The organism is Delftia sp. BGA-UO-ETr-SB1 (assembly GCF_059567865.1).
Window position 1 is genome coordinate 2,026,506 of sequence record NZ_JCAQOW010000006.1, and the last position, 19,000, is coordinate 2,045,505.

Below are 19,000 nucleotides of genomic sequence, written 5' to 3' on the forward strand. Positions count from 1 at the left end.
TTCAATGGGTGGCGATGTGCATCGCAGGAAATGGTGAATGCGTGTTTTCTGCGTCTTTCGCAATGCCTGAAGACTGGCATGGCTTGGTGCCATCAATGCACGCGCTGATATAGCGCAGCTGGCTGCACGCCATGGGGGGTTCCCATTCATGGGAGAGAGGTTGGGTGTTGTTGTGAATTGTTTCAAATTGCCGATAACTATTGCTGATAGGCTTTCGGGTTTGCCGGGCGGTGCCGTTTCATTCAATGCGCTCGGCGATGACAAACACTTGGAGAGGGAGCTTCGGTGTCGCGTGTATTAGGAACAGAGAGCGAAGTGCTGGCGCTGTCGCCGGACGCCTCATCCAGCAAGGCCGCCAAGGGCCTGCAATCGCCCGCCAAATGGCCCGCCATGGGCGCCAATGACGTGGCGGTCTGGGGTGAATGCCAGGGCAGCGGCAGCAAGCCCTACCAGACCCAGGTGGACCTGTCGGGGCCTTCCTTCAAATGCTCTTGCCCCAGCCGCAAATTCCCCTGCAAGCACGGGCTTGCGCTGATGCTGATGCGTGCCGGCGGGCAAGTCCCCGAAGGCGTTGATCCGCCCGCCTGGGTGCAGACCTGGCTGGACAGCCGCCAGGAAAAGGCCGAGAAGAAAGAGGCCAAGGCTGCCGCCGCAGCGGCCGAGCCGCCACCCGATCCCGAGGTCGCGGCCAAACAGCAGGCCAGGCGCGAGGACAAGCGCTGGGACAAGGTCGAAGCCGGCCTGCAGGAACTGTCGCTGTGGATGCAGGACATGGTGCGTGCGGGCCTGGCCAACCAGGCCAGCGACACGCAGATGCGCCAGCGCTGGAACAACATGGCCGCGCGCATGGTCGATGCGCAGGCCACCGGCATGGCGGCGCGCATCAAGGACTGCCGGGATCTGGTGGACAGCCACCGCGACTGGCCGCGCGACATGCTGGTGCAGCTGGGCCACTGGCAGTTGATCATCGACGCCGTTCGCCGCCGCGAGTCGCTCAGCCCCGAGGTCAAGGCCGACGTGATGGCCGCGCTGGGCTGGCCCATGGACAAGGCCGAGGTGCAGGCCAGGGGCCAGCTGGTCGAGGACGAATGGCTGGTGGCCGGCCTGCGCATGATCGAGCGCGAAGGCCGGCTCATGGAGCGGCGCGTCTGGCTGCAGGGCCAGCGCACGGGGCGCATGGCCCTGGTGCTGGACTATGCGCAGGGCGGGCGCGGCTTCGAATCGGCCTGGGTGCCGGGCCATCGCTACGGCTGCGCGCTGAATTTCTATCCGGGCCATGCGCCGCTGCGCGCCATTGCGGCCAATGGCAACGGGCCTGCGCTGCCTGCCGATGGCGCCAGCCCGCTGGCCACCTCGGCCGGGGGCGACGTCCTGCAACTGCTGGGCCAGCGCATTGCTGCCAACCCGCTGCAGGCCACGCAGCCGCTGTGCCAGGACCGGCTGCGGCTGGTGCCCGCCCAGGGCCAGTGGTTCGCGGCCTGGCCTCAAGCGCTGGATGCATCGCCGGTCGCCCCTGGCACGGCGGTGCCAGTGCAGCCCGTTCCCGTGGCGATTGACGATGCCGAGGCCTGGCGCCTGCTGGCGCTCAGCGGCGGTGCGCCCATGCAGCTGTTTGGCGAATGGGAACCCGGCCCGGCCGTGGGCCGCTGGCGGCTGCTGAGCGCCTGGCAGGCCCGCGAAGGCGAAACCGCCCAGCAATGTATCTGGCAGAACCAGGGTGATCCGGTATGAGCAACGCACAACTTTGGGCTGCGCTGCAGCAATCGGCCATGGTCGGCTCGGACCGGCTGGCCGTGCCGCCTGCGCTGGCTTCGGGCGTGGACCCGTCCGCAAGCGGGTCGCAGCAGGCCGTGCAGGCCGCGCTGCAGCCCCGCACTGACGTGGCCGGTGACTCGCCCGCCCAGCAACTGCTGCGCGCCAGCGCCGTGGCGGCCGTGTTCGAGCGGGCCGGCTGGCAGCCTGGCGCGCTGGTGCGCCTGACGGCACCGCTGGCCGTGCCGGCCGCAGCGCCTGCGGAGTCGCGCACTGCGCCTGCCGATGCGCGCCTGCACACCCTGATGGGCGACGTGCTCAAGGACGGCCCGTTCGAGCTGCAGGCCTCCATGCTGCGTACCCTGGACCAGGCCGGCCAGCGCCTGCCCCACGATCTGCTGGTGCCTGCGCTGGAGCAGGGCCGCCAGTCCGTGGAGCTGCGCCAGTGGCTGGCCCCCGTGCTGGGCGAGCGCGGGCGCTGGCTGGGCACGCTCAACCCGCAATGGGGCTATGCCAGCGGCGTGGAGGAAACCGCCGACCCCGAACTGGTCTGGCAGGAGGGCTCGGTGGAGCAGCGCGTGGCCCTGCTGCGCAGCGAGCGCGCAACCGATGCCGCCAAGGCCCGCACGCGGCTGGAAGGCAGCCTGAAGGAGCTGGGCGCCAAGGAGCGCCTGCCCCTGGTCCAGGCCCTGGCCGTGGGGCTGGGCATGGACGATGAGCCGCTGCTCGAAAAACTGCTGTCCGACCGCAGCAAGGAGATCCGCGAGAACGCCGCGCAAATGCTCTCGTGCCTGCCGGACAGCGCGCACAGCCAGCGCGTCATGGGCTGGATGCAGTCCATGCTGCAGCAGGACGACAAGGGCCAGTGGATCGTGGAGCCTCCCGAAGAAGGCCTCAAGGAATGGGAGCGCGACGGCATCACGCTCAAGCCCGACGCCTACCACCGTGGCGGCAAGAAGGCCTGGCTGCTGGAGCAGATGGTGCAGCTCACGCCCGTGTCCTTCTGGACCCGCGCCCTGGGCCTGACGCCCCTGGAAGTGATGGAGTGGAGCCGGCGCAGCGACTGGAAGTCCTCGCTGCGCCAGGGCTGGGTGCAGGCCCTGCAGTACCAGCTGGACGTGGAATGGATCGATGCCGCCCAGACCATGGGCCGCGACATGCGCCACGACGCTCTCCTGCCCGCCCTCATGGCCCGGCTGTCCCGCGAGGAACGCGAGTCCCGCTGGATTGCCCAGTTCGAGCGCGACCGGCACAAGCTCATCGATGCCATCGAGGGCATGTCCCAGTCGCTGGGCGGTGCCGAACTGCTTTCGCCCGCGTTGTCTGTGCGGCTGACCGAGGCACTGCACGTGGCCGTGGGCGGCAAGCAGATTACGGGCAACTGGCACAGCTACCGCGCCGACCAAGCCCTGCTGTCCTGTGCGCGCATGCTGGACGTGACCGCGCTGGAGCGCTTTGCCGAACTGTGGCGCAAGCCCTCGGTGCTGGATGCGCAGCCCGAGCCTGAGCCCGAGCCGCAAACCGAACCTGCTGCTGCTGCGGCAGCAGTCACGGCCACCGCTACCGCCACAGCCGCTGCAGTTGCCGCACCGGCAAGCATTCCCCTCACGCCCCAGCAGCAGGCGCGCCTCGAACGCAGCCGCGTGCGGCCCTGGGACGAGGAGCGCATGCGCGGCCATCTGGAGCGCATCGTCGATCTGCGCCTGGGCCTGCACCAGGCCTTTGTTGCCCTGCGCGGCCCGGCCTGAGCCGCGCCCGTCCTGCCGCATACCCCGAACCGAACCGAATCCAACCCTTACCCCTTCCCGGAAGCACACCATGAGCCAAGTCCTGCGCCAGCATGCCGAACAGCAATTCGCCGAAGAACTCGAAGCCCTGCGCAAGGTGGACGACCGTCCGCGTCCGCCCAACTGGAAGCTCTCGCCCTGGGCCGTGCTCCAGTACCTGATGGGCGGCAAGCTCGGCAACGGCTTTGAAGTCAGCCCCAAGTACATCGGCAATCCGCGCCTGATGGAAATCGCCGTCTCCACCCTGGCCACCGACCGCGCCCTGCTGCTGTACGGCGTGCCGGGCACGGCCAAGTCCTGGGTGTCCGAGCACCTGTCGGCCGCCGTCAGCGGCGACTCCACCATGCTGGTGCAGGGCACGGCCGGCACCAGCGAGGAGCAGCTGCGCTACGGCTGGAACTACGCCCAGCTGCTGGCCCACGGCCCGTCCGAGAAGGCGCTGATCCCCAGCCCCCTGGTCAATGCCATGAAGCTGGGCAAGATCGCCCGCATCGAAGAGCTGACCCGCATCCCGGCTGACGTGCAGGACACGCTGATCACCGTGCTGTCCGAAAAGACCCTGCCCGTGCCCGAGCTGGGCAGCGAAGTGCAGGCCGTGCAGGGCTTCTCGGTCATCGCCACGGCCAACAACCGCGACAAGGGCGTGAACGAGTTGTCCAGCGCGCTCAAGCGCCGCTTCAACACCGTCATCCTGCCTGTGCCGGCCTCGCAGGACGAAGAGGTGCAGATCGTCACCAAGCGCGTGGCCGAGCAGGGCCGCGCCCTGGCCCTGCCCGCCGAGCCGCCGGCCCTGCAGGAAGTGCGCCGCGTGGTGCAGATCTTCCGCGAGCTGCGCAACGGTCAGACCGAAGACGGCAAGACCGTGCGCGTCAAGTCGCCCAGCAGCACGCTGTCCACGGCCGAGGCCATCTCGGTCATCAACAGCGGCATGGCGCTGGCCGGGCATTTCGGCGACGGCGTGCTGCGCGCGGGCGATGTGGCCTCGGGCCTGCTGGGCGCCGTGATCAAGGACCCGGTGCAGGACAGCGTGGTCTGGAAGGAATACCTGGAGACCGTGGTCAAGGAACGCAGCGACTGGAAGGACCTGTACCGCGCCTGCCGCGAGCAGCTCTGAAGCCCGCACTCCCGCACCGCTGACCGACCGCATCTTCTGCGCATCTCCTGCGCACTTCCCGTATGGCCACCTCTGCCAATCCGCTTCATTTCTTCGGCATCCGCCACCATGGCCCGGGCTGCGCGCGCAGCCTGCTGCAGGCCCTGGAGCAGCTGCAGCCCGACTGCCTGCTGGTGGAGGGACCGCCCGAGGGCGAGTCCCTGCTGCCCATGCTGCAGCATGCCGACCTGCAGCCGCCCGTGGCCATGCTGGTCTATGTGCAGGACAGCCCGGCCCATGCCGCCTTCTATCCCTATGCCGAGTTCTCGCCCGAATGGCAGGCCCTGCAATGGGCGGCGCGCCAGGGCGTGGCCACGCGTTTCATCGACCTGCCCCAGACCCACCGCATGGCGCTGGACATGGCCGAGCAGGAGCGGCGCCGGGCCGAGGCGGCGGCAGCAGATGCAGCTGATGCAGGCGCGGATGCGGCCGATGGAGGCCAGGATGCAGATGCCGACACCGGCTCTGACTCCGACTTGGTCGCCGCTGCGGCAGACGGCAGCCAGCTCCAGAGCAATGCCGCCGAGGCCCTGGACCGCGACGACACCACGCAGTCCGTGCCGGCTGCCGACCTGGCCGTCGATCCCTCGGCACCGTCCCCGCAGGACTGGCACGATCCGCTGGACCTGCTGGCCGAGGCCGCTGGCTACCCCGACGGCGAAAGCTGGTGGAACCGCATGGTCGAGGAACGCGGCGACGGCGCCACCCTGTTCGAGGGCATTGCCGAAGCCATGACCGTGGTGCGCGCCGAGCTGCCCAACGAAGTGCGCGGAGAACGCCACGCCCAGCGCGAGGCGCTGCGCGAAGCCTGGATGCGCCAGTGCATGCGCGAGGCCGTCAAGGCCGGCCACCAGCGCATTGCCGTGGTCTGCGGCGCATGGCATGTGCCTGCCCTGCAGGCCCAGGTCACCGCCAAGGCCGATGCCGCCACGCTCAAGGGCCTGCCCAAGGCCAAGGTCCAGGCCACCTGGGCGCCCTGGACCTACCGCAATCTCTGCTCATCCAGCGGCTATGGCGCTGGCGTGGATTCGCCGGGCTGGTATGAACATCTGTGGCGCTGCTCCGAGCCTGTGCCCGAGTCCTTGCTCCAGCCCGCACCTGCTGCCGACCCGGCACGCGCCAGCACCCAGCGCACCGTCGGCTGGCTGGCGCGCGTGGCCCATCTGCTGCGCTCCAAGGACCTGGACTGCTCCAGCGCCCACATCATCGAGGCCACGCGCCTGGCCGAAAGCCTGGCGGCCCTGCGCGGCCACGCCAGCCCCGGCCTGCCCGAGCTGGACGAGGCCATCGTCACCGTCATCAGCATGGGCGAGCACACGCCGCTGCGCCTGATCGAGCGCGAACTCAGCGTGGGCGACCGCATCGGCGGCGTGCCCGCCGACGTGCCCCAGGTGCCGCTGCAGCGCGACATCGAGCAGCAGCAAAAAAGCCTGCGCCTCAAGCCCGAGGCGGCCGCCAAGGTCCTGGCCCTGGACCTGCGCAAGGACACGGACCGCGAACGCAGCCACTTCCTGCACCGCCTGCGCCTGCTGGGCATAGAGTGGGGCAGCGTCACCACCGACCAGCAGCGCAACCGTGGCACCTTCCGCGAAAGCTGGCAGCTGCAGTGGGAGCCCGAGCTGGCCGTGCGCATCATCGAGGCCAGCCGCTATGGCGGCACCCTGGTGCAGGCCGCTGCCGCCAAGGTGCGCCAGGCGCTGACGCCCGAGACCCCGCTGCCCGAGCTGGCCAAGACCATCGACGACGCCCTGCTGGCCGACCTGCCGCACCTGGTCGATGCCCTCATGCACGACCTGGCCGACCGCTCGGCCAGCACCGGCGATGTTTCCCAGCTCATGCAGGCGCTGCCGCCGCTGGCCAATGTGCTGCGCTACGGCAGCGTGCGCCAGACCGACACCCAGGCCCTGGCCACGGTGATCGACAGCATGGCGCTGCGCGCCGCCATCGGCCTGCCCCTGGCCTGCATGGCGCTGGACGAAGACGCCGCAAGACACATGCAGGCCACGGTGCTGCAGGCCCACGAGGCCCTGCGCCTGTGCGATGCCGAGGAGCCGCGCGAAGCCTGGTTCGGCGCCCTGCGCAGCATTGCCATGGGCGACGCGGGCGCCGCCTTGCTGCGCGGCGCGGCCTGCCGCCTGCTGCTCGATGCCCACCGCCTGGACAGCGAGGCCGTGGCCACGCAACTGGGCCGCAATCTCTCGCTGGGCGTGCCGCCGCTGGACGCTGCCGCCTGGCTGGACGGCTTTCTCAACCGCCAGGCCCTGGTGCTGCTGCACGACGACGCCATCTGGGGCGCCGTCGATGCCTGGCTGGCGCAGCTGGGCGAGACCCAGTTCACCCAGATCCTGCCCCTGGTGCGCCGCAGCTTCTCGGCCTTCTCCAACCATGACCGCCAGAGCCTGGGCGAGAAGGCCCGGCGCGGCCAGGGCAGTGCAGCCGTGGCGGCTGCATCCGCAGGTGCCACGGGTGCCGCAGGCGCGGCAGGCGATGGGGACGACGGCGCCTGGAACGAGGCGCGTGCCGTGCTCGCCATTCCCGTACTCGATCAACTGCTGGGCCTGAACCTGCCCGCGCAACTGCTCTCCAGCCCGCAGGAGGCCCAGCCATGAACACCGCTGCCACCGTGAACGACGCATCCCTTGCCGGCGCCGACCCGCAGGAGACCGCCCCCCAGCCCACCACCCGCCTGCAACGCTGGCGCCTGGTGCTGGGCCAGCCGTCCGAGGCCAGCTGCGGCGGGCTGGGCCCCAAGGGCAGCTCCATCGATGAGATGGACAAGGCCCTGGCCGCGCTCTACGAAGAGGACAACAAGGACGGCGGCCTTTCGCGCCGCGGCGGGCGGGGCAACTCCTCGCCCAGCGTGGCGCGCTGGCTGGGCGACATCCGCAAGTACTTTCCCAGCCAGGTCGTGCAGGTCATGCAGCGCGACGCCATGGAGCGCCTGAACCTGCGCGAACTCATGCTCCAGCCCGAAATGCTGGAGCATGTGCAGCCGGACGTGCACATGGTGGCCGACCTCATCTCCCTGGGCTCCGTCATCCCGCAGAACACCAAGGAGACCGCGCGCATCGTCGTGCGCAAGGTGGTGGACGACCTCATGCGCCGCCTGGAAGAGCCCATGCGCAGCGCCGTCTCGGGCGCGCTGGACCGCAGCCAGCGCAACCGCCGCCCGCGCCACTCCGAGATCGACTGGAACCGCACTATCCGCGCCAACCTGCGCCACTGGCAGCCCGACTACCGGACCATCGTGCCCGAGACCCTGGTCGGCTACGGCCGCAAGGTCCGCCGCCCGCAGCGCGAAGTCATCCTGTGCATAGACCAGAGCGGCTCCATGGCCAACTCCGTCGTCTACTCCAGCATCTTCGGTGCCGTCATGGCCAGCCTGCCGGCCGTCGCTACCCGTCTGGTGGTCTTCGACACGGCGGTGGTGGACCTGACCGACAAGCTCTCCGACCCCGTGGACGTGCTGTTCGGCGTGCAGTTGGGCGGCGGCACCGACATCAACCGTGCCGTGGGCTACTGCCAGGGCCTGATCAGCGAGCCGCGCAACGCCATCGTCGTGCTCATCTCCGACCTCTATGAAGGCGGTGTGGAAAGCGGCCTGCTGCGCCGCGCCTCCGAACTGGTGGAGTCGGGCGTGCAGTTCATCACCCTGCTGGCACTCAGCGACGAAGGCGCCCCTGCCTACGACGCGCAACTGGCCGCCAAGCTTGCCGCGCTGGGCGTGCCCTCGTTCGCCTGCACGCCGGATGCCTTCCCGCAGCTCATGGCCGCCGCCATCCGCCGCGACGACGTGGCGGCCTGGGCGGCAGGGCAGGGCTTCAAGACCAGCAAGTGACGCACGGCCGGTCGGCCCCGTGACCGGGCTGGCCGCCGGGCATCTCCTACATGGGCAGGACATGCCCAGGCCCCATGATGGCGCCCAGGCAAAAAGAAGTTCCCCGAACAATTCACTGGAGTAATGCGATGGCTGGTGCTGGTTTGCTGATGCTGCTGGACGATATTGCAGCGATCCTGGACGACGTGGCCCTCATGACCAAGGTGGCGGCACGCAAGAGCGTGGCCATGGCCGACGATGTGTCCGTCATGACCAAGGTGGCTGCACAGAAGACGGCCGGCGTGCTGGGCGATGACCTGGCCCTCAATGCCCAGCAGGTCACGGGCGTGCGTGCCGAGCGCGAGATTCCCGTGGTCTGGGCCGTGGCCAAGGGCTCGCTGATCAACAAGGCCATCCTGGTGCCTGCGGCGCTGCTGATCAGCGCCTTCATTCCCTGGGCTGTCACGCCGCTGCTCATGGTCGGCGGCGCCTTTCTGTGCTTTGAGGGTTGCGAGAAGCTGGCCCACAAATTCCTGCATTCGCCCGAGGAAGATGCCGTGGAGCGCGAGCGCCTGACCCAGGCCAATGCCGATGCGGGCGTCGATCTCGTCGCCATGGAAAAGGACAAGATCAAGGGCGCCGTGCGCACCGACTTCATCCTCTCGGCCGAGATCATCGCCATCACGCTTGGCACCGTGGCCGCCGCCCCGTTTGGGCAGCAGGTGGCCGTGCTGGCGGGCATTGCCCTCATCATGACCGTGGGCGTCTATGGCCTGGTGGCCGGCATCGTCAAGCTCGATGACCTGGGACTGTGGCTGGGCCAGCGTGCCAGCGCCGCGGCCCGCGCGCTGGGCCGGGGCATCGTCGCCGCCGCGCCCTGGCTGATGAAGGGGCTGTCCGTTGCGGGCACGGCCGCCATGTTCCTGGTGGGTGGCGGCATCCTCGTGCACGGCGTGCCTGCGCTGCACCACGCCGTGGAAGGCCTGGGCGAGGCCGTGGCCCAGGGCGCGCTGGGCGGCCTGTGGCGGGTGCTGGCGGTGAATGTGCTCAACGCGGTGGCCGGCATCGTGGCCGGTGCCATCGTGCTGGCGGCTGTCGAAGGCATCAAGCGCCTGCGCCGCCGCTGAGTCTCGGCAAACATCGCCGGCCGGCCCTGCAGCCGGCAAGGCACGCCACGGGGGCCGTACGGCCCCCGTTTGCATGGAATTTTCGCTTCGGCGCATCGCATTTGACTGTGGGCGCAAGCACGTGCATTTCCCCTGGAACTCCGCAAGGCCAGGCGTCCTCCTGTCCCTTGGCGGCGGCGCAATGCGTTTGCGCCTGCCGGCCGCCGAGGCTCCGTGAGCGGCCCATTGCCGCAGCGGAGCCGTTGTCGGGACCGGGCGGCTGAATTCGCATCCGCACCGGTCCCTGGGTGTTCATCAGGGGGACTTCATGATTTCCAACCTCACCAAGGCCAGCGTGCTGCGGTCCGTCATCGCCGGCTGCACGCTCGCGCAAGCGGGCAGGGCCGAGAAACTCAGCACCGAGCGCGCGCGCACGGCGCTCAACCGCATCTGCGAGCTGCTGCATCTGCCCAACGACCTGGCCGCCATCCACGCGGAGCCGCAGCTGTACCTCGAATCCCTGGCCCACTTCGAGAGCCTGCCCCAGTTCGAGCTGCGCACGCCGCTGGTGGCCAAGCTCAAGCAGGTGCTGGGCCTGCGCTCGTCCAGGCAACTGACGCCGGCCGTGCTCGCGCAGGTCAGCGCGTCACAGCTCATCAACCAGGGCGTCTCCATCATCGCCCTGGCCGATCTGCAGGAGTGGCTGCTCAAGCATGACCTGTCGCTGATGCATGGCCCGCCCATCACGGACATCGACTTCAGGGAGGCCCGAAAAGCCATTGCCTTGCTCGACGCCTTCGACTTCGACACCGAATCGCTGGAATGGCAAATGAACCACCTGGCCCGCAAGCGCGGCCGGGCCAGGAGCCGGCCTGCCCCGGCTGCCTGCGCAGTGGAATCCCTGCCTGCCGTCAGCACCACAGGGGCTGCGCCCTAATATCGGGGCTTCCCAACAAGGCCCGATACACCATGAAGTTCTCCTTGCTTGCTGCCGCGGCTGTGGCATTGCAACTGCTGGCACCGGCGCCTGCCCTGGCGGCCGACGACATCGTGTTCAAGGACAGCGCCGGCCGCGTGCTCAGGCGCAGCGACCTGGACAAGGCCGATGGCCGCTTCAGCTGGGAGCTGCCCTCCGCCACACCCGTCAGCCAGGCCGCGCGCGATGCCCATGCCTTGGGCCGCGCCGCAGGGCAGAACGGCGATTACCGCGCCGCCCTGGCACATTTCGAGACCGCCTCGAAGCTGGCGCCCCGCTGGCCCTATCCCGTCTACGACGCCGCATTCACCTACCTGCTGCAAAAGGACTTTGATGCGGCCTATCGGCATTACCGGCGCGTGGATGCACTGGCGCCCAGGGGCTTCTTCACCGCCAAGACCGCCGTGCACAGCCTGCGCATGGAGCGTGACGGCAAGCTCCCCCAAGGCACCTACCTGCGCTACCTTGCCCTGGAGTGGGAAACCGACCGCGACAAGGCGCGCCAGGCCGCGCTGGCCATGACCCGCGAGACGCCCGGCTTCGCTCCCGCCTGGAAGACGGCCGCCCATCTGGAGGACGACCCCGCAAAACGTCTCGCCCTGCTGGACAGCGGCCTGAAGGCCGACCCCGATGCCGAGACCCGCGGCTTTCTGCTCCTGAACAAGGCCATGGTGCTGCGCGAACGCAACCAGATCCCAGAGGCCATGGTGATGCTGGGAGAGCTTGCGTTAGACCCGCAGTCTCCGCTGGATGTCGAGGCCCTGGCGCGGCACACGCTGGCGCAGTGGGCGCGGCCTTGATGCTGGCACCTGCACATTCCGCCCTGCAGCCCGCTCAGCGCAGGGCGAGCTCCACGGCTTCCGCAGACAGGCCGTAGGCCTCCACGAAGACCTCGATGCGGTCCTGCGTCTGCGCGTTCACAAACGTCTCCATGCCCACGCTGTCCATCTCTCCTGACAGCATCTGGCCCGTATTCACGGGGCGGGTATCGAGCTGCTGCGCCAGCACGCAGCTGTCCTCTCCCTCCGGCTGCAGGCCGATGAGCCCCGTCTGGTTGTTGATGGCAATCACCCTGGCTTGTCTTTGCATGCTCCACCCTGTCGTCTGAATCCGTCGTTTCTGGAATGGCGAAAAGGCGTCACCTTGTGCAACGCCCCTGCCTGTCCTGGCGACTGTAGGCAAGGCTTGCGGACGGCGGTAGAGGTCCGGGGCTTGGTGGACTGCCAAGGGAAATTTACGAATGGCTTTCGGAGATGCTGGATTTTCTGTTGAATGTGGCGGATGTGCCGAGGCGGTTGCAAGGCGCTTTGACCCGGCGACCTGGAGTGGATGCACTCGACGCGGCATCTGCTGTGCGATGGCCATGCATGGCGAGGAATGCATGAAACCTTCCGAAGCGCTGGCTTTGAACCGTACCGGGATTGGCCATGTGGTCGAGTCCCACCGTGCGACCCTGATGGATGAGGCCGCCATCCAGGAGGAACTGCAGCGCCTGCTGGGCGTGTCGGTCAATGGGCTGACGCCCAGTGCCTTGCCGGAGGCCTTCCGCAGCCAGGTGCTGGCCGAGGCGCTGCCGATGTGGGCAAGGCATTGCGCGCCAACGTTCCTTCCTGATGAATCGGCAAGTGGACGGCATCTGCCGCAAACCTGCGATAGATACCTGACCAAGCACCTTCATTGCGGGTATCGCGGGCAGCCTTCCTCTCTCAGCTCCCCAGCGCCCCGCGCACGGCAGCGCGCTCTCCCATGCGCTTGAAATGCGCCTGCACCTTGGGGAAACCGGCGATGTCCACGCCGTCGCCTTCCAGCCAGCCGGCAATGGTGAACAGATAGGCGTCGGCCACGGAATAGTCCGAGCCCAGCACCCAGGGGGCATCGCCCAGGTAATGGCGTTCGATCACGCCAAAGCATTCGGCCATGTTGGCTGCCACCTTGCGCTGCATGGAGGCAATGGCCGCTTCGTCATCGGCCCAGCGGCCTGCGCGGCGGCCGTGGGCGTGGGCCACGTGCACGGTGGAGGACAGGTAGCTGTGGAAATCCTGCATGTGGGCAAAGGCATACGCATCGTCGAGCGGGGCGAGCCGGGCCTCGGGGAAGCGGCGCGCAACGTAGGCGAGCAGGGCCGGCGTTTCGGTGAGCACGCCGCGCTCGGTCACCAGGGCGGGCACGCGGCCCTTGGGATTGATGGCCAGGTATTCGGGGCTGCGCTGCTCGCCCTTGGGGAAGTCGAGCTTGATGACTTCGTGCGGCGCATTGGCTTCGATCAGGGCGATGCGGGTGGCCAGGGCGCAGGTGCCGGGCGCGTAGTAGAGCTTGAGGGTGGTCATGAAAGAGACGGGCAGGAATGGGATACGTGCAGATTCTGCAGCCGGCGCCGATGGCCGGGCCGGCCCTCCAACTTAGTGCGTATCGCACGGCCGTGCAAGCGGCATCTGCGTCTTTGCTTATGCCTGCTCGGCATTCCAACGCACGGTGCGTGCGGGCAGGTCAATGTGGATGGTGTGGCGGCCGCCGTCATGCAGTAGCAGGTCCAGCTTCCCGTCCTGGCCATCCACGAACGTGATGCCTTCAATCATGGGTGCGTCGATCAGGTCGTTGCAGTCGAGCGCGATCCAGGCATCGGTCTGCAGATCCAGCAGGCGCAGATTGGGGAAGTCGGGGTCCTCGCCATATTCGACGCAGGCCACCATGGCCCAGGGTCTGGAGACGGCCACGGCCGTGAGGGTGCTATCCGGGCTCTGCGCGCAGGCGCGCGCCTGCAGGGCATCGAGCAGCGTGGGCGCGTCGTCCAGCATGTGTGCGTAGGGAGACTCGGGTGGCACGGTGCGCACCGGCTGGGTGGCGGCCTTGGCGCGTTTTGCGCGTTTGGCAGGCTCTGCCGGTTGGATGCTGCGCCGGAGGCCCGCTGGCGGAAGGTGCTGGATTTTGCCGCCCGCAATGCCCAGAAAGACACCGCATTCGCTCACGCTCAGATGCCTGTAGTTGCGGCTGCTGCACGGGGTTTCCCAAAGCGGGGTGCCGGCGTCCGGGTCCACGGCGACAAGATAGGCCCGCTCCATGCCGTCCTCGTGCCTGTCCTGTATTCCATAGAGGACGCCGGCATGGCATTGCGGCGCGCTGACATGGGTGGGCGACAGGCACGGTCCGAAACGGTTGCTGCAAATGTCATAGCCATACATGCCCTGGCGTGCAAAGCAGAAATAGACCACGCCGTCACGATGTGCTGCCCGCTGGGCATGCACATGCCGGCGCTCATCGTCAGGTTGAACGGGAGGTGTGATGGCCAGGACTTCGCCGCTGCAAGGATGGATGCGAAGCCAGGGTGCATCGATGTCCACGTGGTCTCTGCTGCCGGGGCCGAACACGGCCCACGCGCCTGCAATGGCGGGCGAGTACAGGTTGCGCGCACTGTCCACCCACAGCACATGCTCGGTGTGCCCGTCGGTTTCATGCCAGCGCCGCAGCTCCGAGCGCTCAGGGTGGACGATCCAGCCGTAGACCGCCCCCTCCAGCACAAACGCACCCTGCAGGCCCAGCGCCAGCGTGCTGCCCTGCCAGTTGCGACGGTCCAGCAGCAGATAGCGGCCCTCGGGACTGCTCTCCTCCATCGCGACGAGCCAGCGATGCGCGTCCAGCTCCACGGGAACGGGCCAATGCCTGGCCTGCATGCCCGGCACGGCATGGAAGTCGAACAGGCATTCGCCGGTGCGGGCATCAAGCACCTGGTCGCAAAGCATCAGATGCCGCTCGTCCACGAACCACGACATGCCCTCGCTCTCGCGCATGCGGTGGTCCCAGAGCACGTTGCCGGTGGCCACATCAACGGCGCGCAGAAAGGACGTTGTGCTGTCCCCCTTGTTGCAGTACTCGTAGTAGAGCCGGCCATCGACCACGCTCATGGCGGTGTCGATGATGAAGATGCTCTTGTCTCCAATGGCCTGGGATTTGCCGTAGTGCATGCGCGCCTTTCAAAGACCTGATTGTCGCCAGCAGAGCGCGGTGTGGACTGGGCGAAATGTCAAGTCGATGGCGTCGTGCGCGCCTGAACCAATGCAGCTGCGGCGGCGCAACGCCATCCGATCCAGACGAGCAGGTCCGCGATGCGCTGTGCCGGATGGAAGCCGCACCGAGCGTGCTGCAGATGCATGCCGAGTGGGCTGTCTGTTGCTGTCCGCCAGGCGTTGTTCCAAGAGCGGGGCCTGCATTGCTCCCGCCCTGGCGGGCAGCAATGGCGGCACTCAGAACCGATAGGCCGCAGCCACACGCACCTCGCGCCCGAAGCCCAGCGCGCAGAATTGCGCGCCGCCACGGAAGGTGTTGCATTGCGTGCGGTACTGCCTGTCGGTGAGGTTGCTGAGGTTGACCGAGAAGCGCCACGGGCCGGTGGTGTAGGCGGCCATGGCGTCCCACAGCGTGTAGGCGTCGTTCATGGGGGTCTTCACGCCGTCCATGGGCAGCTCGCCAGGCGTGGCGCTGATGTGGCGCAGGCCCAGGCCCAGCTCCAGGGCGCCGCGCTGGTACTTGCCCCACAGCGATGCGGCATGGCGCGGCGTGGCGCCGGGGCGCGCGCCGATCTCGATGGCGTTGTTGCTGCGCGTGACCCTGGAGTCGAGGTAGGTATAGGCCGCAATGGCCGAGAAGCCCCCGCCGATCTCGCCCTGGGCCTGCAGCTCCAGCCCCCGGTTGCGCACTTCGCCGGTCTGCACGTCGAAGCGAGGGTTCAGTGTGGATGGCGTGCGCACATTGCGCTTGCGCAGGTCGAACACGGCGGCGCTGAGCGTGTAGCCGGCCGATGGCGGCGCGTAGCGCAGGCCGGCCTCGAACTGGCGCGCGGTCTCGGGCTCGTAGGGCCTGCCGTTGGCGTCGGTGGCCGTGACCGTGGTCAGCGGCGGCTGGAAGGAGTTGTTGAAGGACACATAGGGAGCCAGGCCGCTGGGCGCCAGGTAGATCAGGCCCAGCCGCCCGGTGACGGCGCTGTCGGTGCGGCGCACGGTGGTGATGGCGAAGGGCGCGTTGGCTGCGGCGCGCGCGTCGTAGTCGGTGTCTATGCGTGCGCTGTCGCGGCGCAGGCCGGCGCTGAGCACCCAGCGCTCGCCGAACTTGATCTGGTCCTGCACGTACAGACCTGCCTGGTGCGTGCGGGCCAGCGCGCGGTCGCTGAGGTAGTTGTCATTCCAGTTCGGCGCGATGTGGATGGGGTTGACCAGGTCCAGCGGAGCCACGGCGCCGTTGAGCGAGTAGATGCGCCAGTCGAGCCTGGAGCGGTAGTAGTCGAAGCCCACGGCCCACTGGTGCGAGACGGCACCCGTCCGGTGGCGCCCTTCGATCTGCGTGTCCATGACCCAGGTCTGTTCGGCGTCGGGCCGCACCATGGCCAGGCGTGCCATGCCGCGCTGGTCGGCCGTCAGGCCCCGGTTGCGCATCTCGCGCCGGTCGTTGCGGCCGTCCAGGTAGCGCAGGTTGTTGCGCAGCGTTAGCTGGTCGTTCAGGCGGTGCTCCAGCAGCCAGCCCACGCTGGCATTGCGCTTGTGGTGGCCAGATCCCGGTCCGCTGACGTTGATGTCCGTGGCCGACCAGCCCGCAGGCGTCTGGCGGTAGTAGGGGATGACGAAGCCGGTTTCGTCCTCCTGGTACTGCGCCAGCAGGGTGAGGCTGGTGCGCTCGCCCTGCAATGTGAAGGAGGGGGCGATGTAGCTGCGATCGGCGCGCAGGCCATTCCACTGCGTGCCCGATTCGCGCTTGAGCATGGTCAGCCGGGCCAGTGCCGTGCCCTGTTCATTGATGGCACCACCGATGTCGGCCGTGAGCTGGCGCCGGTCGTGGCTGCCGAATTCCACGCCCACTTCGCGCTGCATGCCTGCGCGCGGGCGCTTGGTGACGGCATTGATCAGGCCACCGGGCGCGGACTGGCCGTACAGCACCGAGGCCGGGCCGTGCACGACTTCCAGCCGCTCCAGCCCATATGGCTCCAGGTTGGTCATGAAGCCGTTGTGGACCATGCGCATGCCGTCGCGGTACAGGCCCGTGCCGGTCAGATAGAAACCGCGCACGGCCACGTCGTCATCGGTGACGCCGTAGTCCATGGGACGCACGCCCGTGCTGTAGCGCACGGCCTCGGCCACGCTGGAGATGGCCTGGTCGCGGATCTGGGCCTCGCCGATGATGCTGACCTGCTGCGGCGTCTCCAGCAGCGGCACATCCATCTTCATGGCCGAGGCGCTGCGGCGCGGCGCGTAGCCGGGCACGGCGCCCCAGGCGCTTTCATGCTCGGCATCGGCCAGCACGTTCACGGTAGGCAGTGCATGCTCGGCCGCGGCCCCGGGCCGCGCACGGTGCACGGCCCAGCCGCCTTCGGCCGTGCGCGTGGCCTGCAGCTGGTGCGGGGCGAGCAGGGCGGCAAGCCCTTCTTGCACGCCGCGCGTGCCGCTCAGCGCCGCCGACTGTCGGCCCTGGACCAGGGCTGGATCGAACGAGAGGGTGATGCCTGCCTGGCGCGCAAGGCTGTGCAGGCTGGTCTCCAGATCACCGGCCGGCAGGTCGAACCGGATGGACCTGGCATCCGGGGCGGAGCTCGGGCTCTGGGCCAGAGCGGTCGCTGGCAGGCCCAGCGTGATCAACAGGCCCAGCGCCAAGGCCTGCGTGGCCAGGGCCGTGGGGCGTGTGCAGGAGGGCGGATGGGCAGCGTGGCGGGTGCTGGGCAGGCTGGGCATGGAGGCAGTCCTTGAGAAACGGCAAAGGAAAAAGCGATGTCTTTGCTCCTATGCCGAACGGGCGGTGTGAAACCCGTAATGACTGCCTGAAAAAAATTCCGGATCAGGCTTTGACCAGGCGCATGGCGCTGTGGGCACCGCTGGCTGCTCCTTGTCCGCGCTCCACACGCACAGGCAGCGTGCGGGCAATGGCGGCCAGCGCACGACCCGCCGGATCCGGCCCGTCCAGCTGGAATACGCCTGAAACATGCAGGGCAGCCACGTCGTCGGCGCATTCCATGGGAATGCCGGTCTGGCGTGACAGCTCGGTCATGAAGGCGTCCAGGCGCATGCGGCGGGCGACCAGTACGCCGTCGGTCCATGCGTCGGGCACCAGGCCTTCGTCGGGCAGGCGAACAGGGCGGTGCTGGCCGGCGTGCAGCACATGGGTTTCGCCGGAGGTGGCGACGATGGCGTCCAGGGGGTCTGGCGCGGTGCCGTCCAGCGCTCTGACATGGATGGCCACGCGGCCCTCGGTGACGTACAGGCGCGTGGCCGTGTCCGGGTGTTTTTCGTGGCGCACGCCGAAGCTGGTGCCCAGGGCCTCGAAGCGGGCCAGCGGCGTTTCCACCCAGAAGGAGCGTCGGCCCGCGAGGGAGCGCGGGTCGCTGCCGGTGTCGATGAAGATCTCGCCGCGTGCCAGGCGGACCACGCGGCGCAGCAAGGTGAAATCCACCTGCACCAGCGTGTCCGGTGCCAGGTGCAGGCGGCTGCCGTCGGCCAGCAGGGTGCTGCGGCGCTCACCGATGGCCGTGTCCAGCGCGATCTGCTCGCGCGGTGCAGCCCAACGCCATGCCATGGACCCCAGCAGCAGGGCAGCGGGGCCGAGGAACAGCAGCCGCTGCAGGCTTGCGCGCCGGCCTCGCGCCGGACCTGGACCAGCGGACCGCAGCACGCCGTGGGCCAGTCCCGCCTGGCCGGCGGGCAGGGCGAACTGGGCCTCCACCGCCTGGACCTGTTGCCAGGCCTGTTCGTGCGCGGCGTGGCTGCTGCGCCATGCCTGGCAGGCGGCGCGGTCGGCATCGGTGGCCGTGCCGGAGGCCAGCCGCACGGCCCAGGCAATGGCCTGTTCCAGCGCCTGGGGGGGCTGGTCTGTGCTCACGCCGTCAGTTCCTTGCGCAGGGCAAGGCAGTGGCGTATGGCGGTGGCCATGTATTTCTCGACCGAGCTCAGGCACACGCCCAGCTGCAGGGCGATTTCCGGGTAGCTCAGGCCTTCCAGGCGAGAGAGCAGAAAGGCGCTGCGGGCCTTGGGCGGCAGGCCGGCCAGCAGGTTGTCCATGCGCACCAGGGATTCGATCAGCAGATGGCGCTCCTCGGCCGAGGGCGCCAGCGGCTCGGGCAGGCTGGCGATGGCGTCCAGGCAGGCGCGCTCCAGCGCGGCGCGGCGGGTGTGGTCCACGACCAGGCCGTGGGCGATGGTGGTGAGCCAGGCGCGCGGCTCGCGCACGCCATGCAGGGACTGGGGCTTGCCCAGCACGCGAACGAAGGTGTCCTGGGCCAGGTCGGCCGCATCGCAGGGATTGCCCAGCCTGCGCCTGAGCCAGCCCACCAGCCAGCCGTGGTGGTCGCTGTAGAGCAGGGCGATGTCGGGGTGCGAAGGCGCGGCGGCCATGGGGCGGGTTCCTGGGAATGCGGATTTGATAATGATTCGCATTCTA

15 protein-coding genes are annotated in these 19,000 nt (G+C 68.6%); 9 read left to right on the forward strand and 6 right to left on the reverse strand.

Annotated features, from left to right (window positions below; translation table 11 throughout):
• The first annotated feature begins 285 nt into the window (after positions 1-285).
• The 8 genes from AC57B5_RS27880 (at position 286) to AC57B5_RS27915 (ending at position 11,391) form a co-directional block, all read left to right on the forward strand.
• Positions 286-1,731, forward strand: a complete 1,446-nt coding sequence (locus AC57B5_RS27880) for an SWIM zinc finger family protein (RefSeq protein WP_492386620.1) — start codon at positions 286-288, stop codon at positions 1,729-1,731.
• Positions 1,728-3,500, forward strand: coding sequence for a DUF5691 domain-containing protein (locus tag AC57B5_RS27885; RefSeq protein WP_496400712.1), 1,773 nt, complete (start codon positions 1,728-1,730; stop codon positions 3,498-3,500). The genes AC57B5_RS27880 and AC57B5_RS27885 overlap by 4 nt, the downstream gene beginning before the upstream one ends.
• A 70-nt stretch (positions 3,501-3,570) precedes the next feature.
• A complete protein-coding gene (locus AC57B5_RS27890; RefSeq protein ID WP_012206645.1) occupies positions 3,571-4,653 on the forward strand; it encodes an AAA family ATPase in 1,083 nt (360 codons plus the stop codon).
• A gap of 62 nt (positions 4,654-4,715) precedes the next feature.
• Positions 4,716-7,301: a DUF5682 family protein gene (locus tag AC57B5_RS27895; protein WP_496400713.1), complete on the forward strand. Its 2,586-nt coding sequence runs from the start codon at positions 4,716-4,718 to the stop codon at positions 7,299-7,301.
• Positions 7,298-8,530 carry a VWA domain-containing protein gene (locus AC57B5_RS27900; RefSeq protein ID WP_012206643.1) on the forward strand — a complete coding sequence of 411 codons (1,233 nt, stop codon included), beginning with the start codon at positions 7,298-7,300 and terminating at the stop codon, positions 8,528-8,530. The genes AC57B5_RS27895 and AC57B5_RS27900 overlap by 4 nt, the downstream gene beginning before the upstream one ends.
• 128 nt (positions 8,531-8,658) lie before the next feature.
• Positions 8,659-9,636 carry a DUF808 domain-containing protein gene (locus AC57B5_RS27905; protein WP_278535782.1) on the forward strand — a complete coding sequence of 326 codons (978 nt, stop codon included), beginning with the start codon at positions 8,659-8,661 and terminating at the stop codon, positions 9,634-9,636.
• A gap of 307 nt (positions 9,637-9,943) precedes the next feature.
• Complete coding sequence (locus tag AC57B5_RS27910) at positions 9,944-10,552, forward strand: hypothetical protein (RefSeq protein WP_013801522.1); 609 nt, start codon at positions 9,944-9,946, stop codon at positions 10,550-10,552.
• A 32-nt stretch (positions 10,553-10,584) separates the two neighbouring features.
• Positions 10,585-11,391, forward strand: a complete 807-nt coding sequence (locus AC57B5_RS27915) for a tetratricopeptide repeat protein (RefSeq protein ID WP_496400714.1) — start codon at positions 10,585-10,587, stop codon at positions 11,389-11,391.
• Positions 11,392-11,425: 34 nt separating this feature from the next.
• Here AC57B5_RS27915 and AC57B5_RS27920 read toward each other — a convergent pair whose 3' ends face one another.
• A complete protein-coding gene (locus AC57B5_RS27920; RefSeq protein ID WP_012206639.1) occupies positions 11,426-11,680 on the reverse strand; it encodes a hypothetical protein in 255 nt (84 codons plus the stop codon).
• A gap of 292 nt (positions 11,681-11,972) precedes the next feature.
• On the opposite strand from AC57B5_RS27920, the gene AC57B5_RS27925 reads away from it, so the two are divergent.
• Positions 11,973-12,347 (forward strand): hypothetical protein, encoded by a 375-nt coding sequence (locus AC57B5_RS27925; protein WP_373861121.1) that lies wholly within the window; start codon positions 11,973-11,975, stop codon positions 12,345-12,347.
• On the opposite strand, the gene AC57B5_RS27930 is transcribed toward AC57B5_RS27925, so the two are convergent.
• From AC57B5_RS27930 to AC57B5_RS27950, 5 genes are all read right to left on the reverse strand, one after another.
• On the reverse strand, positions 12,298-12,918 hold the full coding sequence (locus AC57B5_RS27930; protein WP_034396003.1) for a glutathione S-transferase family protein: 621 nt from the start codon (positions 12,916-12,918) through the stop codon (positions 12,298-12,300). The two genes, AC57B5_RS27925 and AC57B5_RS27930, sit on opposite strands and share 50 nt — an antisense overlap.
• A 117-nt stretch (positions 12,919-13,035) precedes the next feature.
• Positions 13,036-14,550 (reverse strand): hypothetical protein, encoded by a 1,515-nt coding sequence (locus AC57B5_RS27935; RefSeq protein ID WP_496400715.1) that lies wholly within the window; start codon positions 14,548-14,550, stop codon positions 13,036-13,038.
• A gap of 279 nt (positions 14,551-14,829) precedes the next feature.
• A complete protein-coding gene (locus AC57B5_RS27940; protein WP_496400716.1) occupies positions 14,830-17,301 on the reverse strand; it encodes a TonB-dependent siderophore receptor in 2,472 nt (823 codons plus the stop codon).
• Positions 17,302-17,404: 103 nt separating this feature from the next.
• Complete coding sequence (locus tag AC57B5_RS27945) at positions 17,405-18,442, reverse strand: FecR family protein (RefSeq protein ID WP_496400717.1); 1,038 nt, start codon at positions 18,440-18,442, stop codon at positions 17,405-17,407.
• Complete coding sequence (locus AC57B5_RS27950) at positions 18,439-18,954, reverse strand: sigma-70 family RNA polymerase sigma factor (protein WP_013801529.1); 516 nt, start codon at positions 18,952-18,954, stop codon at positions 18,439-18,441. The genes AC57B5_RS27945 and AC57B5_RS27950 overlap by 4 nt, the downstream gene beginning before the upstream one ends.
• Positions 18,955-19,000 lie beyond the last annotated feature (46 nt).